We start from the raw sequence: 16,167 nt of genomic DNA on the forward strand, positions 1-16,167 counted from the left end.
CTCCAGCTCCAGCTCACGGACCTGCCTGCGCAGCCGGCGCAGTTCCTCGCGCTCGGCCGGGGTCAACGGGCCCTCACCGCCCGCACCCAAGGTGGCTGCTGCGGCCCGTGACCGCGCGACCCACTGGCGCAGGGACTCCGGGTTGACACCCAGCTCCCGCGCCACCGCCGAGACCCGGCGTCCACTGGACTCCACCAGCGCGACCGCGTCCCGCTTGAACTCCCCCGAGTACCTCGCAGTACCGATGAGGACATCCTCTCCACGGACCCGAAGATCCGCTTCTCAGAAGTGTCCACACCACGGGGTAAAGCCCAAGCCAGCGCTGCACCCTCGTCGTCACCATCGGCCACTCCTTCGGCGGAGCGATCGGTCGGCTGGGACAAGATCATCCAGCGGCGAAATTCTTTGCGATCGAATCAGGGCTTACTGTTCCCCCTGCCAACACGGCTCTCCTCGATCTTGCCAAGGCTCCGGACGAAGTACAGGCCGAGGTGGCACGGTTGGCCGGCGTCGTTTCCTCCACTCCCCCTCTGACCGACAACCTCGTGCATGGTTACTCAGGGTGAACTCGTGAGGTCGGTGTTCCTGCTCTGCTACGCGGTGATCGCGGGCCGAAGGGTGTTCCGGGCTGCCCGGCTGGAGGGCGACGGGTCGGCCGGCCGGTCCCGGCGGCGGGCGGTGCTCAGCTGCCTGGCGATGACCTGGCTCAACCCGTACGTCTACCTGGACACCGTGCTGCTGCTCGGCGTCGTCGCGGCCGCCCATGGTGCGCTGCGCTGGCTGTTCGGGCTCGGCGCCGCGCTGGCCAGCCTCTGCTGGTTCACCGCGCTGGGCTTCGGGGCCCGACTGCTGGCCGGCCTCTTCCGCCGGGCCTCCTCCTGGCGGGTGCTGGACGTGCTGGTCGCGGCCACCATGCTGGTCGCCGGACTGTCGCTGGCCGCGGGCGCGTGAGTGCCGGAGCACGGCGGGTCGCCGATCCGGGTCGGCGGCCCGCCGGTGGCGCGGGTCAGGGCAGGGTCACGTACGGGGCCAGGAAGGTGCGGGCGGCCGGGGTGTCGAGGCGGTAGGCGACGTTGGTGGCGTAGCACGGGCCGTCGCCGGTGATGGTGGTGGCGACCAGCAGGAACCGGCCGCCGACGGTGGCGAAGTTCGGGCCGCCGGAGTCGCCGTAGCAGGCGCCGCCGTTGCCTTGCGGGGCCGTCATGGCGAGGCGGACCCAGGGGTTGTTGAGGGCGTCGAAGGTGAGAGGCGCCTTCATCCGCACCCCGCCGCCCGGGTGGGTCAGCCCGCCGGGGCCGCGCTGTGCCTCCTCGGTGCCGTAGCCGGCCACGGTGAAGGCGGTCGCGTTGAGGCCCTGCGGCCCGAGCGAGTCGAGCAGGCCGGCGGTGGGCAGGGTGGCCGGGGTGAAGTGCCAGCGGGCCGCGACGGGCGCGGCGGGCAGTTGGACGACGGCGATGTCGTGCGGGTCCCCGGCCGGGCCGGGGTAGGCCGGGTCCTGGTGGGCCGCGCCCTCGACCGCGACGGCCGCGGCGACGGCCGCCGGATCACCCGGGTGCGCGGCCCGGGCGGCGTCCAGCTCGGACTGCACGTCCTGGTCGAGCGAGACGTAGAAGCGGGCGCCGGCGGGCCAGTCGCTGGTGCAGTGGGCGGCGGTGAGGAAGGTGCGGCCGTCCAGCATGGTGCCCGAGCACATCCAGTCCACCCGGTCCGGGGTGGCGGGGTCGGCGTCGTCGTCCCACTGCACGACCAGGGCGCCGACCTCGGTGCGTTCGGGCGCCGGGGTGGCGTTGTAGGAGTTGATGGCGTGGGCGGGGACGGCGGTCAGGAGGAGGACGCCGAGCGCGGCGGCGAGGGCCGCGCGCCCGGCGGTTCTGGTGATCGGCACGGTGCTCCCGCTCAGACGAGGTTCACGTGGTAGGCGGCGAGCGCCGCGTTGGCCGGCTGGAAGAAGGTGGTGCCGCCGGTCTTGCAGTCGCCGCTGCCGCCCGAGGTGATGCCCAGCGCTTTCGCCCCGTCGTACAGCGGGCCGCCCGAATCGCCGGGCTCCGCGCAGACGTTGGTCTGGATCAGGCCCTTGACCGTGCCGCCGCTGGAGTAGTGCACGGTGGCGTTCAGGCCGGTGACGGTGCCGCCGTGGGTGCCGCTGGTGGAGCCGGTGCGCTTGACCGACTCGCCGACGTACGCGTTCGGTGCCGAGGAGAAGCCGCCGGAGTGGCTGAGCGAGGTGTTGTCGTAGCGGACCAGGGCGTAGTCGCTGCCCGGGAAGGTGGAGCCGATGGTCGGGCCGATCAGGGTGCTCTGGGACGAGTTGGTGTACCAGGTCTTGGCGACGTTGCCGCAGTGCCCGGCGGTGATGAAGTAGTAGGTGCTGCCGCTGACCACGTTGAAGCCGAGCGAACAGCGGTAGCCGCCGCCGTAGATGGCGTCGCCCGCGGCCAGTAGCGGGGCGAAGGTGCCGGAGGTGCGCCGGACGGTCAGCGCGGCCGCGTCGGCGCCGGCGGCGCGGGTGATCCTGGCGAGCGCGGCGGCGGACACCGTGCTGTCGACGGTCAGCACGACCCGGCCGGTGGCCTGGTCGGTGTACCAGGCGGTGCCGCCGACGTCGGCCCCCAGCACGGCGGCGCTGACGGCGGCCAGCCGGTCGGGCCCGAAGACGGGGGCGGGGGCGGCGACGGCGCTCGGCGCGGCGACCGCGGTGGCGGTGAGCAGGCCGAGGGCGAGGGCGAGCAGGCGGGTGCGGCTCGCGAGGGTGTGGGGGGTGGTGCGCTTGGTCCTCACCGTTCTCCTCCTGGGAGTGAGAGGCCCCTGAGGGTTGGGGGCCGTGAGGCGCGGCCAGGTGGTACGCGGACACCCGCCGCCGTTCACCGGAACGACGGCGGGTGAGCTGCTCCTGACAGGCGCTGACCGGAAGTATGGGCAACTCCCTGGGGCGGCACAAGAGTTACGGTCAGGATGAGGCGGGGCGTCACGAAACCTCCGTGACGCCGAGGGTGGAAGGGGAGCGGTCCGGTGCGGGCAGGCGCAGTGCGGCAAGCTCCGCCTTGGTCTCGGCGGTCAGCGGGACGCCCCAGGCGGTGAAGAAGGCGCTCAGGTCGCGGCCGGACACCCGGGAGGCGCTCAGGACCAGGTACTGCTCGGGGTCGGCGGCCGGCTGCGCGCGGCGGGTCCGACGGTGCAGCTCGGGGTAGAAGTCCTCGCCGAAGGCGAGGCGCAGCTGCTCGAACATGGCCAGCCGGACGAAGAGGTCGCCGTCCTTCGCGTCGTACTCGCGGTCGGCTCCGGGCTTGGCGAGGTGGGCGCGGACGGCGTCGGGCGTGCCGTCCTGGCCGAGCCGGCTGTGCTGCCCCAGGCTGCGCTGGACGGCGAGGCTGTAGACGTTGACGGTCACCTCGGTGGTGGCGTCCCAAGTCCAGGACGACTGCTGGTGCATGTGCCCGAGCTCGTGCCACATGCCCCAACTCTCCTCGAGGGAGTGGACGTTCAGCACCTCGTCGATCGAGTCCGCGGGGTAGCAGACCCGGGTGACGTACGCGTTGGGGTTGATCCCGGCCCGGCCCTCGGAGACGAAGTAGCGCAGCGGGCTGCGGGCGTCGCGCGGGTCCTTGCCGCCCAGGCCGCTGACCGCGTCCTCGGTGGCGAGCAGGCGCTCGTAGGCCCGCAGCAGCGCGTCGGGGTCCTGGGCGCTGTTGCGGCGGGCCGAAGCCAGGGCGACGGTGAGCACCAGGTGGTCCGAGACCAGCTGGGCCACCGGGACACCCGCCGCCCGGTCGAGCGCCGGCCGCCACCGGGCGGCCGGGGTGCGGCCGAGCACGTGGTACGGCACGGCGCGGGCCGCGGCCCCGAAGCGCAGCGTGATCCGGGGCGCCGACTCCCTGCCGTCCCGGGTGTACCGGACGTACAGCAGCCCGCCGACCGGGTCGGACACCTCGGTGGCCGCCTCCCGCAGCGGGTACGGCCGGGGCTCCTCCTCGGTGCCGGAGTCGGTGCCGCCGAGCCCGTACGTGCCGACCAGCAGCTCGGGCACGGGGGAGGTGCCGGGCCGGGTGGTGGTGACGGTGAGGGTGGAGTGCGGCGGCAGGTACAGCCCGGTCGGCTGGGCGTCGTCGGGGTGGAACTCGGTGCCCAGCCGCCTCTGCTCGGCGCCGGCGGAGGGGGTGACCGCGAGGGTGAGGGTGTGCGCCGCAGCGGCCGTCGGCGCCGGGCCGGGGGTCTTCCCGGCCTCGCAGGCCGTGGTCACCAGGGCGGAGAGCAGCAGGCCGACGAGCGCGGTCACGACGGCGGCGCGGTGGGTGGTGGTGCGGATGCTCACGGGCGGCACGGTCTCCTGGAGTCGTCGGGCACGCCGCAGTCTGACCGGGGTGACCTTAAGGTTCGATGAGGCGGCGCAGCCGGGCCCGGGCCGGAGGATGCGGCTATCCTTGGCCGCCGTGCGCGTACTGGTGATCGAAGACGATGAGGACCTGCGGTTCGCCGTGGCCGCTGCCCTGCGCGGCGGCGGTCTGGCGGTCGACGAAGTGGCCGACCTGCCGGCGGCCGACGAGGCGCTGAGCGTCACCGAGTACGACTGCGCGGTCTTCGACCGGATGCTGCCCGCCGGTGACTCGGTCGACTACGTGCAGCGGCTGCGCCGGGCGGGCCGGGCCGTGCCGGTGCTGTTCCTCACCGCGAAGGACCAGGTCGCCGACCGGGTCGAGGGCTTCGATGCCGGGGGCGACGACTACCTGGTCAAGCCGTTCGCCGCGCCCGAGCTGGTCGCCCGGGTGCGCAGCCTGTGCCGCCGGGCCGGTACCGTCCGGCCGCCCGTGCACCGGGTGGCGGACCTGGAGATCGACACCGCCCGCCGCCAGGTCCGCCGGGCCGGACTGCTGCTCTTCCTCACCGGCAAGGAGTTCGCCGTCCTGGAGCTGCTCGCCACCCGCGCGGACCAGGCCGTAACCCGCACCGAGATCATCGAGAAGTGCTGGGACGAGATGGCCGAACCCAACTCCAACGTGGTCGACGTCCTGATCCTCCAGCTGCGCCGCAAGCTCGGCGACCCCCAGCTGATCCACACCGTCCGCGGCACCGGTTACCGCCTGGCCGAGGCCGGCCGGTGAAGCCGCGGTGGCGGCGGCAGGCGGCGCGGACCCCGGCCGAGGCCCGGACCCGCCGCATGCGCCGGCGGCTCACCGCGCTCTACACGCTGACCAGCGCGGTCGGCCTGGTCTGCCTGGCCGCCCTGGCCGTGCACCACGACGGCGTCTCGCGGAGCCGGCAGACCGACGGCGAACTCAAGCTGCAGGTCACCCAGGCCGTCTCCGGCCTCGCCTTCGACGAGAACGGCGTGCTCGACGCGCACTCGGTCGGCGAGTACGTGGAGACCGGCTGCCCGGCGCTGTACGTGCTGACCAGCGAGGGCGAGAAGCTCACGCCCGCCTACACCCCGCCCAAGCCCTGCGTGCACCCCGGCCCTGGTGACCTGCAGCGGGTCTCCGCGGCCGCGGTGGAGCAGGAGGACTGGGGGCTCACCGACGGCCGGGGCAGCGACGGCCGCCCGCTGCGCCTGGCGGCCGAGGTCTTCGGCGGAGGCGAGGGCGAGGGCGTCAGCGGGACGGTCGTCGCGGTGGCCGACCTCAGCACCGACCGGGCCGCCCACCGGGACTTCGCGGAGCTGCTCGCGGCCGGCTGCGCCGGCCTGCTCGCGCTCTCCGCCGCCGCCGGTCACCTGCTCTCCCGCCGAGCGGTCCGGCCTGCCCTCACCGCACTCCAGCAGCAGGAGGCCTTCCTCGCCGACGCGGCCCACGACCTGCGGACCCCGGCGGCCTCGCTGCGCCTGCTCGCCGAGACCGCCCGGCACGGCGACGGCCCGACCAGGGACGCCGCCCTGGAGCGGACCGAACGGCTGGCGGCCCGGATGGGCGACCTGGTCGACGGCCTGCTCACCCGCGCCCGGCTCACCGCCGGGGTGGTCGTGCTCGCCCGGCAGCCGTTGCGACTGGACCAGCTGGCCGAGGCCGTGGCCGACGAGACGCCCGCCGACGGGCACCGCGTCACCGTGCACACCGAGCCGGCCGTGGTCGAGGCCGACCCCGAACTGCTCCGGCGGGCGGTCGCCAATCTGCTCGGCAACGCGCTCGCGCACGGGCACGCGCCAGGCGAGCCGGCCGAAGTCCGGCTCACCGTCGCGGCGGACGGCACCCTGACCGTGGACGACGCGGGCCCGGGCATCCCGCCCGAGCTGGCCGGCTCGCTCTTCGAGCGCTTCCGCAGCGGCTCGGGGTCGACCGGGCTCGGTCTCTCCATCGCCTCCTGGATCGCCCGCGCCCACGGCGGTTCGCTCGAGGCGGGCGAGAGCCCGCTGGGCGGGGCCAGGTTCACCCTGCGCCTTGCGGTGGCGAAGTAGGCGCAGGGTGAACTGACGGTCAGACCGGCAGGGACCAGTACTGGTTGGCCTGGTGGCTGCCGCAGCTCCACAGCTCCAGCTTGGTGAGGTTGGCGCTGCCGCCGCCCGTCACGTCCAGGCACAGGCCCGCGGTGGTCAGGGTGCCGTCCGCGGTCGCGGTCCACTGCTGGAGGCTGCTGCCGGTGCAGGTGCTGAGCACCACCGGGCTGCCCGAGGAACTCCCGTTCGCGGTCAGGCACTTGCCGAGGGTACGGACGGTGCTGTCGGCGGCCTTGACCCAGCGCTGGTTGGCGTTGCCGGTGCAGTCGTAGAGGATCACCGGGTTGCCGTCCGCGGTGCCGCTGCCGCTGTCGTCCGCGCACTTGGCGCCGTTGCCGGTGAGCTGACCGGTGGGGACAGCCTGGCCGCAGCCGGCGGCGGGCGTGAGCCGCCACACGGCGGTGCCGTGCGCCGGGACGCTCTGGCTCAGCGAGCCGGAGACGGCCGAACTCTGGCCGGTCCACAGGTTCTTGGCCGTGACAGTGCAGCCGGGCAGCCCCACGTTGGCCAGCGGGACGGACAGGGTCTGGGCGCTGCCGGTGCGGTTCAGCACCGCGACCGCGCGGTCGCCGCCGGCGAGCGGCCGGGCCAGCACGTCGGTGGCGGAGGTGCTGGACACCACGGCGGCCTGCCGGCCCAGCGCGTCCTGGTCGAGGGCGATCAGGTCGGTGTTGCCGAGTGCGGCCAGCCCGGCGGGGGTGAGGTGGGCGACGTCGGAGGAGAGGATCATCGGGGCCGCCACCATCGACCACAGGGCGACCTGGCTGCGCGCCTCCTCGTCGGTCAGGCCGCCGTCCCCGGCGATCAGGAAGTCCGGATCGTTCCAGTCGCCGGGCGAGGCGAAGGAGCCGATCCAGCGGTCGTAGCCGTAGTTGCCGAGCACGCTGGACCAGCGGCTGGTGGTCGGGCGGGAGGCGTCGTAGGTGGCGATGTCGTAGCCCTCGCGCCAGAGTTGGCCGTCCTGGCCGACCCAGGAGAGTACGTCGTACCAGCCCTGGTTGCCCCACTCGCCGCTCTGGAAGTAAGCGGGCGCGGACTCGGAGAAGACGATGTCCCGCCCACTGGCCCGCAGCGCGGCGGCCTGCGCGTCGTACGCCTGGCGGTAGGCCTGCTCCTGGGTCTGACCCGGGGCGGTGTACAGGTTGCAGCCGTCGAGCTTGAGGTAGTCGACGCCCCAGGCGGCGAAGGTGGCGGCGTCCTGGGCGAAGTGGGCGCTCTCGCCGTGGCTGCCCAGGCCGCTGCCGGGGTAGCCGCCGCAGGTGCTGGAGCCGGCGTCCTCGTAGATGCCGAACTTCAGCCCGCGGGAGTGCAGGTAGGAGCCGAGCCAGGCCATGCCGTGCGGGAACTTCGCCGGATCGGCGGTCAGGTTGCCGCTCGAGTCCCGGGTGGTGGACATCCAGCAGTCGTCGACGGTGACGGTGGAGTAGCCCTTGGCGGCCAGGCCGGTGGAGACCAGGGCGTCGGCGTTGGAGGTGATGGTCTGTTCGGTGATGCCGCACTGGTAGTGGGCCCAGTCGTTCCAGCCCATCGGCGGGGTGACGGCAAGCGCCCGGCCGTCACCGGAGGTGGCGGTGGGGGAGGCGTGCGCGACGGTGGCGGTGGCGGTCAGGGGCAGGACGACCAGCGCGGCCGACAGGGCCGCGGACAGGGCGCCGGCGGTGAGCCTGGGCCGGGGCATGCTGGGGCGGGGCACGGTGAGCTCCTTGCGTCGGGGGCCGAGGAGAAGTGCGCAACCAGTGCACTGGTCATGCGTATTCATGTCAAGACTCACAGTCAAAGCTGCAACTTTGAGCATCCGTCAGCGGTTGCGGCGCGTGGTTGCCGACCGGGGAGGCGTGGTGGTGGGAGAGTGGGCCCATGTGCTTCCCTGTCCAGTCAGTATGTTGGGCTGAGCTTGTCCCGAGGGCGGGTGGCCCAAGTCGCGATCGGTAGGTATCTATGACGCGGAGCCACCCTCTGAAGCTGCAGTGCTGACTTTGGCTTGCCAGGGGTGACGTTGGGGTGTCGAGGGTCAGGCCGGTGCCGGCTATGAAGCCAACCTCCGCTGGTTCCGGGGAGGTCACCTCCCGGTGCCGGAAATCCGCTGGCCACGGCCGCCCCCGGCGGCCAGACTGCACCGGTGAACTCCCTGACCACTTCTCGTGGCCCACTCCGCCTGGCGCCGCCGGACCCGCGCAGCGAATTCCTCGTCCCCGACTTCGAGGACATGGAGGAGCTGATCGCCGGACTGGTCGTGCCCGCGAACGCACCGATGGCCGTGATGAGCGCCCTGGGGACCAGCCGTGAACTGCTCCGGTTCTCCTTCTACCGGTACGAGTTCGCCACCGTTGCGGTCACCCACTCGCTGGTCGCGCTGGAACTCGCCCTCACCGAGCGGCTGGCCGACCGCGGGCCGCTGCCGGACCTGGTCGAGCGGGCCGCTGCGGAGGGCCACCTCAAGGCGGACCTCGCCGGTGCGCTGGACCGAGCGCTGGCGCTGCCAGGCGATCTCGCCAGGGGCGTGCGGACGAGCGCCGCGTTTCACCCCAGCGCCGCTGTCACCAGCGTCCGGGCCGTCTTCGACGCAGTGGCCGCACTTCTCGGGCCAGCGGCAGAGCCAGCGGACCCGGACGATGACTCCCTGGTCCGACTGCGGGACGAACACCGGCACATGCGGTTCCCGCCGGGCTTCCAGGGTGCCGAGCTGGCCGGGGCGGACCTCGTCCTCGTGGACCTCTGGGTGGCCGGCCTCGTCGACCGCGAACTGAAAGGCACGCTCGACGAGACCTGGACGGGCGAGCTCTGGGGCTCCATCAACGCCCTCGACAAGGCTATACCCCTGATGCACGAGCCCTACTGCGCTTCCTACTTCACCAAGCTACGGAGATTGGCGATGGCCGTCGCCGAACGCCACGTCCCCGGGGCCGTCGGAATGCCGCGAGGGACCGGAGGCCCGGTCGAGCGGGAGGCGGAGCAGGCGGACGGCGACGGCCGGGAGTCCCTGGTCGAGGCGTTTCCGCACGAGCTCGCAGCCGATGTCCGCGCCGTGCTCGCACTCCTCCCGGAGGCGAAGCACCGCTCTTGCACCTTCGCGGTCCGGGTCGGAGCGGAGGACCTTGCCATCCCCTCGCGGATCTACCACGGGGAACTGCCATCCACCAAGGTCGAGCTGCTCCCGCCGCAGCAGCGTCAGCTGCTGCACTGTCTCTACACCCGCCACCACGACGGCCGGGTCAGACAGCGCCACCTCGCGCAGCTCCTTACCTCCACGGCCCCGTGGGTGGTGCCCTATACCGTGCAACTGCTCGGCGAGTATGTGCTGGAGATCCTGACCGATCTCCGGGACGGTTACCGGGAGTTGCTGGCGCCGGGATCTGAAGGCAGGTCCGTGTACGGTCGGTTCGTGGTGGACAATCCGGAGTTCTTCGCCCGCACCGAGCGCCGTGTAGTGAGCTACTGGAACGAGTACCACCGCCGGTCCTGGTACGCCGACTTCCGGGGTTACCCCGGCGGCACCGCGCTCGACCACCTGCGCGACGCCGCCTCCGACCAGGCCCGCCGCCCCTGGCCCAACCACACGCCCGGCCGGTGCACCCGCCTGGACCGGTACTGCTGAACCCCCGGAAGGGGGTTGAGTCGGGCCGCCTGCTGCAGCAGGTGTTCCCGCTCAGCCAGGTTGGGCGCCCAGTGGGTGATGGTTGGCCAGCACATGTGCAGTCCACAGCCGGTCAGCGGCCTGTGCCGGGCCGAAGTGGCGTGACGTTGGCTGTCTTGCCGTTCAGCACGTCGCGTAGTTCCTGGGTTTCGAGCGTGAGCCGGGTGTTTTCCGCGAGGAATCCGGTCACGTCGGCCTTGAGGCGAGCGATCTCGGTGTTCTTGTTCGCGATGGTCGTCTTGAGGGTGACGATCTTCGCGCGGAGGCGCGTCTCGACCTCGCTGGTGCCGGTCCGCGCCTTGACCTGTTGGTAGAACTCGTTCTTCAGGTCCAGGTGGCGTTGGGTCAGGGCGTTTCTGGGGACGTCGGCTTCGATGGCCAGGGCGACAATCGTCAGGGCGCCGTTGGATCGTTCGGGGGTGCCAGCGAGGATGCGGTTCATCGCGGCGCGGATGCGGTCGCGTTCGTCGGGGGTGGGGCTCACGTCGGGTTCTCCTCGGCGGTGAAACGGGTGAGGTCGTGGTCCTGGGCCCAGGCGCGGAGTTTCACCGCGTTGGCCCGAAGGCGGTCGCCGATTGGCGCGGGCAGGAGCCCGGCCCGGTGGTCCAGCTGGTCGGCCCGCTGGTGGAGGGCGGCAGCCTGCTGGTCGGTGCGCACGATGTTCCCGCACCCGGGCACGCACCGGTCGAGGACAGGCGCGGCGAGCTGTTCGTCGTCGCGGCACAAGGCCCGGTCGCGTTGGTAGAGGCACAGCAGCAGGGCGTGCGGGTTGTCGAACAGCACACTGCCCTCCCGGGCCAGGTGGCGGCGGGCGAGTTCGTGCTTGAGGGGGAAGTCGCGCTTGACCAGCCCGCCTTGGAACAGGGGGCCGGTGGTGGCCCGCAGGAGAGCTTTACGGGCGGCGGGCCCGGAGACGCCCTCGCCTTGGTGGAACCGCTCGGCGAGGTCGGCGGCCGCATCTGCGGTGGCCATGGCCGTCTCGATGTCGACGAGGCGGTGGATGCCGCTGCGGCTGCGGGTGCCGTAGCGGCCCGACTCGTCGGTGTCCAGGGCGGTGCGCACGTGCCCGTACTGGAGGGCGAGGGCGACTAGGCCGCCCGGGCGGCGGGCGATGTGCCAGGCAAGGGTGCGGCGGAACCGGGCGGTGCCGATCCTGCCGTGCGGGTCCGGGGGGATCCTCTGGCCGGGCAGGTCGTGGCGGGATGCCTCGGTGTTCGCCCAGACGACGAAGGCGTCGATCCTGTCCCGGATCGCGTTCGAGCCGAGGGAGCCGGAGCGTGTGCGGGCGCGGGCCGGGTCATGAACCGCAGCGTCGAAGAGCAGAGCGCCCTCGGGGACCAGCCGCTCCAGGACACGGATGGCGTTCACGACCGGGGCGATGGCGCGTACTGCCCGAGCAGGTCGCGGTCGCAGTCGGCCAGGGTCCGGACGCCTTGTCCGTCCAGCCACACGGCCAGCCGCCGCCAGATCCCCACGGTCTGCACCGTCGTGGCCACGGCGATGCGGGTCCGCATCCGGCGTCCACGGGCTCGCACGAAGGTGTTCGGCAGCTCGCCGTTGAGGAAGGTCCAGGTAATCAGCCGGAGTTCCTCACGCAGGTCCTGCGGGAACGACGCCCAGATGATGCTCCGTAGCAGGCTGCTGGGGTCGTCGATCAGCGGGGCGAGGCTCCACGCCGGATCGCCATAGCGACTGTTGAGGTGAGCGTGCCGCGGGACGACTAGGCGGGAGGGGACGACCAGGGTGTCCGGACCGGGTGCCGGCGCCAGCTCCAGATCGGCTTCCAGGGGAGCGGTCACAGGGCGAGGTCTCCGTTCAGCAGGTCGTCAACGATGGCACGGTCGCGGTCGCTGATCCGGGCACGGGCCTCCTGCCAGATCGGATCGCCGACCTTGCGCCGCAGGTCCTCCAGCCGGGCGAAGGAATCACCCCAGCGCGATTCCCAGGCCGGTGTCGGCACGGCGGACCGGGCGTTGGTCAGGGCCTGGTGCAGGAGGGCCAGGCGGGGGTGGTGGTCGGCGTGGACACGGGCGTTCTCGCAGCCCAGGCAGAGCAGGAACGAGGCGCCGCAGCCGCCGCCCGGCAGTGGAGCGGGGCCGGTGAAGGCGTCCGAGCAGTCGGCCGTGGCCGTCTCCCCGTGCCCCGGGGAGCGCTTGTCGACCAGCTGGGCCGCGAGGCGCACCGTCCGGCGGGCGTGCCGCAGTGCGGCAGCGGCGCCGGCCGCGACGATCGGAGCGGCCTCACGCTGGACACGCTTGTCGGGCAGGACGTAACGGCGCTCGTGCGTGTCCTGGCTGTGCTGGGCCGGCTCTCCGCGGTCGACCACCACAGTGCGGCGGCCACGGCGGAACGGCGAGCCGGTGCCGGACAACTTCCCCCAGCGCACGGCGTCGGCCCGGTCGACGCCGAAGCGCAGCGGGCCGACGGCCGTCAGCCGCTCATGCTTGATGGGTGGCCAGCCGATGCTGTGCGGGCGCCAGGCGATGAACCGGTCGACTTCCGGTGCGAGCTCGTGGGCGAGGGTGCGGGCGAAGCGGGTGGCCTCCAGCGCCTGGGTGATCAACCGGCCAGGCGATCCCGCGCCGGTGTCGGTGACGTTCTCCGCCTCGAACCGTTTCCCCCGGTACTTCCAGGCCTGGATCTTGTAGGTGGGGTGTCCGTCCGCTCCCGGGTCAGGTGTCGCGCGGGGCGTGGGCATCACGTCGATCACCGCCAGGTTCCACCCGAACTCCGCCATCAGCAGCACGCCGAGCGCGGTCGCCTCCATACGGTCCAGGAACAGGCGTTTCCACGTCACCTCCGGTGACGAGCCGCCGACCGCGCGCTCGGCCCAGGCCCGCACGTTCCCGTTGCCGTACCGGGGGAGGTCGCCGGTACGGGCGATCAGGTCCAGGGCCTTGCCCAGGCTGTTCTCGGGGGTGCCTGGTGCGAAGCCGCTGTTCTCCCACTGGTGCAGAAGGTCGGCGTTCTCCCGGATCCGAAGCCACGCGGCCCGGAACTGCCGCCTCGCGCAGGCCTTGATCCCGTCCAGCTCGGCCGCCTCGTAGGACTCCGCCTCGGCGGGCAGCCGCGGCACCCGGCGGGCGAGCGCCTGGGCCACCCGTCCCTCCCGCAGCCGGGCGTCCTCCTGTAGCAGGGCGCTCACGTGCAGGAAGGTCTCCCGGCCGCCCTGGTTGCTCTTGAGAGCCAGCCACCACGCGTCGACGGCGGAGGCGCTCAGCACGTCCAGATCCGACAGCGGCCGGTTCTGCTCCGACAGGAACACCGCGAAGACGCGCACCTGCCGGAACACCTTCTCGGCGCTGGCGTGCGAGCCCCAGCCGCGAGAGCGGGCGGCGAACAGCACGGCCAGGGAGCGTCGCAGCTCGTCGGTGCCGGGAAGGGCCGCGAAGTCGAAGTCCCGGACGGCGCCGGAGCGGTTGCGGTGGTGCACCACCAGGCCGTCGACCGGCTCCAGCGGCTCGGGCGCGGTGTGGCCGGGCGGTGGAAGCGAGGCCGAGCGCCCCGGTCGGCTCACTCGGCCACCGCCGCCGGGGCAGGCGTCATCCGCACGTCGATGTCCTGGATGCCGTCGCTCTCCCGTGCCAGCTTCGCGAACACCTCGTCCAGGTCGAAGGCCTCGTCGCCCTGAGGGTTCTCGGCCTCTCGCAACAGGGCGGCAAGGTCCAGGTGCCGCACCGGCGCCAGGTACCGCTCGACCGTCACCTGCCGGGTCGCGTGCCCCAGTAGCCCCTGCACCATCTGCCACGGATCGCCCAGGAGGAGCCCGTAGTACCGGCGCTCGCGCGCGGTCAGACCGAACCGCCGGTCCAGGAGCTGGTTCAGCGTCACCAGCATCTTCAGCGCGAAACTGTGCCGCCCGGCCTGCACTGTCGCGTACGGCCAGTAGAGCCGGTGCGGATCCGCCCGGATGCCCGCCGGCGGCTCCAGCGCGGCCTGGCAGCGCAGGTTCGCTGTCCTGAACACCGCGTCCCACGAATGCGGGTTCAACGGCAGGCCGGCCTCGTTGAGCCACAGCCACAGCGGCTCGGGCCCCTGGGAGCCCTCCGTGTACAGCAGTGTCCGGTCCTGCCAGGTCAGCCGGTCCAGCGCCTGCCGGCATCGCGTCCCGTCCCGTTCCACCCAGCACACCACCCGGCGCGGCCCCGGCGACACCTCGCTGACCGACCGCAAGCCGGCGACACGCTCGTAACGGCCCTTGGCCTGAGCCTTGCGCACCGCCCAGGCCCGGGAGGATTCGGCGTACGACTCGATGTCGCGCGTTGACTCGCTCGACGCGTAATACGTCCGGGCGGCCTTTGCCCGCGTCGCCTCGGCCGCCACCCGTCCGTAGCAGTACCGGCTGCCCCCGAGGCGCTGGTGCGGGGTCTCGAACGTCAGCAGCGACCCGGCCTCCTGCCTGCGCAGCCCCGACGACACCACCAAGCGGCTGAACGCCACATTGCGGTCTTCCAGGCGGCCCAGCCACCCCGGCTCGACCAGTCCCTGCGCGGTCTGCCCCCGCAGTCCGATGTCGATCCACAGCCGCCACGCCCTGGGTGTCAGCCAGTGCATGCCCGCGGCCGGCCGCACCGGCTCCAGGTCTTCCAGCACCTCGCGCACCGCCCCGTCCATCCCGACGGCGTCGCGCACCGTCACCGGGCTCACCGGCACATACTGGTTCTTGTGCGCCCACTTGAAGAAGGTCGCGAACGCCGCGAGCTCCCGGTTCGACTTCGACGCCCCGACCCGGCCCGGGTTCTGCGGCGCGCTGAACCGCCAGTCCTTGAAGTCCTTCAGGTCCTGGTCCCGCGCCTGCGTCCAGTGCCGCCTGCGGCTGGTCAGGAACGTCAGCAGCAGCACCAGGTCACCCGCGTAGTTCCGGCGGGTCTCCGTCGTGAACTTCCGGAAGACCGCCGACTGCCCGTACCGGCACAGCCCCGGATCGATCCGATGGTCCGGCGACACGAACACCGCGTCCCCTACGCGCATCCCTACCCCGGCCCCTTCCAACTCGGGCGCACCGGAACGCCCGACCCAGTCCGAACCGACCCAGAACACACGCCAAGCGCTCACCACACACTCCTTCCGCAGCCCTTCAACACGCGGACGGTATAGGGAAATGTGCGGGCGCTTCGTTTCCACCACCACCCCGGCGGACCTGGTCTCACTCCTCGGCGAGTTCGGCTGGGACTCGGCCGAGACCCTGGCGCCGAGCTGGAACGTGGCGCCGACCGACCCGGTGAGCGCGCTCCTGGAGCGGGTCGACAAGGAGACCGGGGAGCTCGCGCGCCGGCTGCGGCCGCTGCGCTGGGGGCTGGTGCCGTCCTGGTCGAAGGACGCCTCCGGCGCGGCGCGGCTGATCAACGCCAGGTCGGAGACCGCCGACCAGAAGCCGTCCTTCCGGAAGGCCTTCGCCAAGCGCAGGTGCGTGCTCCCGGCGGACGGCTACTTCGAGTGGCGCCAGGTGGCCGCCGCGGAGGGCCGGAAGGCGTTCAAGCAGCCGTACTTCCTGACCACCGGCGGCGTCATGCTGATGGCCGGCCTGTACGAGTTCTGGCGGGACGACGCGGTGCCGGAGCACGACCCGGCCGCCTGGCTGGCCACCGCCTGCATCCTCACCCGCGACGCCACCGACAGCGCCGGCCGGGTGCACGACCGGATGCCGGTGGTCATCGCGCCCGAGGACCTCGGGCTGTGGCTCGACCCCGAGGTCTCCGACCGGGCCGAGCTGCACCGGCTGCTGCACCTGCCCGCCGACGGGGAGGTGACCGTGCGGGCGGTGTCGACGGCGGTCAACCGGGTGGGCACCAACGGCCCGGAGCTGCTGGCGGAGGTGGCGGACCCGCTCGGCATCGCCGACTAGCCAGGTCCACCGCTGGTGGGGTTGGCCCACCCGGGGAGCCGGTGACGGTCTCGGGGAGGCCGCCCGCGAGGCCGGGCCCCGCCGGGGCGAGGGGCAGGGCTGCGGTGGCTGGAGCGGCGCCGGCGGAGCGGCCGAGGCGGAGGGAGGTCCTCTCGTCAGGTGGTCGGACGGCTCGCCGTCGAAGCTCCGACGGGTTGCCAGGCTGCCCAGCGCCCATGCCGGTTACGCCGCTTTCCGCCCTTGCGCACCAGGCCGCGAGCGGACGGT

The 16,167-nt window shown here is 72.7% G+C and carries 14 protein-coding genes and 1 pseudogene; 5 read left to right on the top strand and 10 right to left on the bottom strand.

Going from position 1 to position 16,167, the window contains the following annotated elements; genetic code table 11:
- On the bottom strand, positions 1 to 246 hold a 246-nt coding region (locus ABT095_RS27755; RefSeq protein WP_350532301.1), incomplete at its 3' end, for a transposase.
- A gap of 324 nt (positions 247 to 570) precedes the next feature.
- Here ABT095_RS27755 and ABT095_RS27760 point away from each other — a divergent pair.
- Positions 571 to 951, top strand: a pseudogene (locus tag ABT095_RS27760) (LysE/ArgO family amino acid transporter); the annotation flags it as partial.
- A gap of 55 nt (positions 952 to 1,006) precedes the next feature.
- Here the strand turns inward: ABT095_RS27760 and ABT095_RS27765 are convergent.
- The 3 genes from ABT095_RS27765 to ABT095_RS27775 all read right to left on the bottom strand — a co-directional run bounded on the left by ABT095_RS27765 (position 1,007) and on the right by ABT095_RS27775 (position 4,309).
- Positions 1,007 to 1,885: a trypsin-like serine protease gene (locus ABT095_RS27765; protein ID WP_350532261.1), complete on the bottom strand. Its 879-nt coding sequence runs from the start codon at positions 1,883 to 1,885 to the stop codon at positions 1,007 to 1,009.
- 11 nt (positions 1,886 to 1,896) lie between these two features.
- Positions 1,897 to 2,778, bottom strand: coding sequence for a S1 family peptidase (locus tag ABT095_RS27770; protein ID WP_350532262.1), 882 nt, complete (start codon positions 2,776 to 2,778; stop codon positions 1,897 to 1,899).
- 187 nt (positions 2,779 to 2,965) lie between these two features.
- On the bottom strand, positions 2,966 to 4,309 hold the full coding sequence (locus ABT095_RS27775; protein ID WP_350532263.1) for a M60 family metallopeptidase: 1,344 nt from the start codon (positions 4,307 to 4,309) through the stop codon (positions 2,966 to 2,968).
- Positions 4,310 to 4,427: 118 nt separating this feature from the next.
- Here ABT095_RS27775 and ABT095_RS27780 point away from each other — a divergent pair, with 118 nt between their 5' ends.
- Entirely contained in the window at positions 4,428 to 5,096 is a 669-nt protein-coding gene (locus ABT095_RS27780) for a response regulator transcription factor (RefSeq protein ID WP_350532264.1), read from the top strand.
- Positions 5,093 to 6,382 carry a sensor histidine kinase gene (locus ABT095_RS27785; protein ID WP_350532265.1) on the top strand — a complete coding sequence of 430 codons (1,290 nt, stop codon included), beginning with the start codon at positions 5,093 to 5,095 and terminating at the stop codon, positions 6,380 to 6,382. Before ABT095_RS27780 ends, ABT095_RS27785 begins: the two co-directional genes overlap by 4 nt.
- A 19-nt stretch (positions 6,383 to 6,401) precedes the next feature.
- Here the strand turns inward: ABT095_RS27785 and ABT095_RS27790 are convergent, their stop codons facing one another.
- The gene (locus ABT095_RS27790; protein ID WP_350532266.1) at positions 6,402 to 8,114 is read right to left on the bottom strand and encodes a ricin-type beta-trefoil lectin domain protein; all 1,713 of its coding nucleotides are present in this window, start codon (positions 8,112 to 8,114) and stop codon (positions 6,402 to 6,404) included.
- 426 nt (positions 8,115 to 8,540) lie between these two features.
- On the opposite strand from ABT095_RS27790, the gene ABT095_RS27795 reads away from it, so the two are divergent.
- On the top strand, positions 8,541 to 10,016 hold the full coding sequence (locus ABT095_RS27795; RefSeq protein WP_350532267.1) for a hypothetical protein: 1,476 nt from the start codon (positions 8,541 to 8,543) through the stop codon (positions 10,014 to 10,016).
- 112 nt (positions 10,017 to 10,128) lie between these two features.
- On the opposite strand, the gene ABT095_RS27800 is transcribed toward ABT095_RS27795, so the two are convergent.
- The 5 genes from ABT095_RS27800 to ABT095_RS27820 are packed head-to-tail and all read right to left on the bottom strand — an operon-like array spanning position 10,129 to position 15,110.
- Positions 10,129 to 10,539 carry a hypothetical protein gene (locus tag ABT095_RS27800; protein WP_350532268.1) on the bottom strand — a complete coding sequence of 137 codons (411 nt, stop codon included), beginning with the start codon at positions 10,537 to 10,539 and terminating at the stop codon, positions 10,129 to 10,131.
- Positions 10,536 to 11,423, bottom strand: coding sequence for a hypothetical protein (locus tag ABT095_RS27805; RefSeq protein ID WP_350532269.1), 888 nt, complete (start codon positions 11,421 to 11,423; stop codon positions 10,536 to 10,538). The genes ABT095_RS27800 and ABT095_RS27805 overlap by 4 nt, the downstream gene beginning before the upstream one ends.
- Positions 11,420 to 11,854, bottom strand: coding sequence for a hypothetical protein (locus ABT095_RS27810; protein ID WP_350532270.1), 435 nt, complete (start codon positions 11,852 to 11,854; stop codon positions 11,420 to 11,422). Before ABT095_RS27810 ends, ABT095_RS27805 begins: the two co-directional genes overlap by 4 nt.
- Positions 11,851 to 13,572, bottom strand: a complete 1,722-nt coding sequence (locus ABT095_RS27815) for a hypothetical protein (protein WP_350532271.1) — start codon at positions 13,570 to 13,572, stop codon at positions 11,851 to 11,853. The genes ABT095_RS27810 and ABT095_RS27815 overlap by 4 nt, the downstream gene beginning before the upstream one ends.
- Positions 13,569 to 15,110 carry a site-specific integrase gene (locus ABT095_RS27820; protein ID WP_350532272.1) on the bottom strand — a complete coding sequence of 514 codons (1,542 nt, stop codon included), beginning with the start codon at positions 15,108 to 15,110 and terminating at the stop codon, positions 13,569 to 13,571. The genes ABT095_RS27815 and ABT095_RS27820 overlap by 4 nt, the downstream gene beginning before the upstream one ends.
- 46 nt (positions 15,111 to 15,156) lie before the next feature.
- Here ABT095_RS27820 and ABT095_RS27825 point away from each other — a divergent pair, with 46 nt between their 5' ends.
- Complete coding sequence (locus tag ABT095_RS27825; RefSeq protein ID WP_350532273.1) at positions 15,157 to 15,900, top strand: SOS response-associated peptidase; 744 nt, start codon at positions 15,157 to 15,159, stop codon at positions 15,898 to 15,900.
- Positions 15,901 to 16,167: the final 267 nt, after the last annotated feature.

The organism is Kitasatospora sp. NPDC002227 (assembly GCF_040296285.1).
Classification (GTDB): Bacteria; Actinomycetota; Actinomycetes; order Streptomycetales; family Streptomycetaceae; genus Kitasatospora.

Excerpts from the sequence above, each read along its gene's own strand:
- ABT095_RS27825 (WP_350532273.1), top strand. The coding sequence starts at position 15,157 with ATGTGCGGGCGCTTCGTTTCCACCACCACCCCGGCGGACCTGGTCTCA.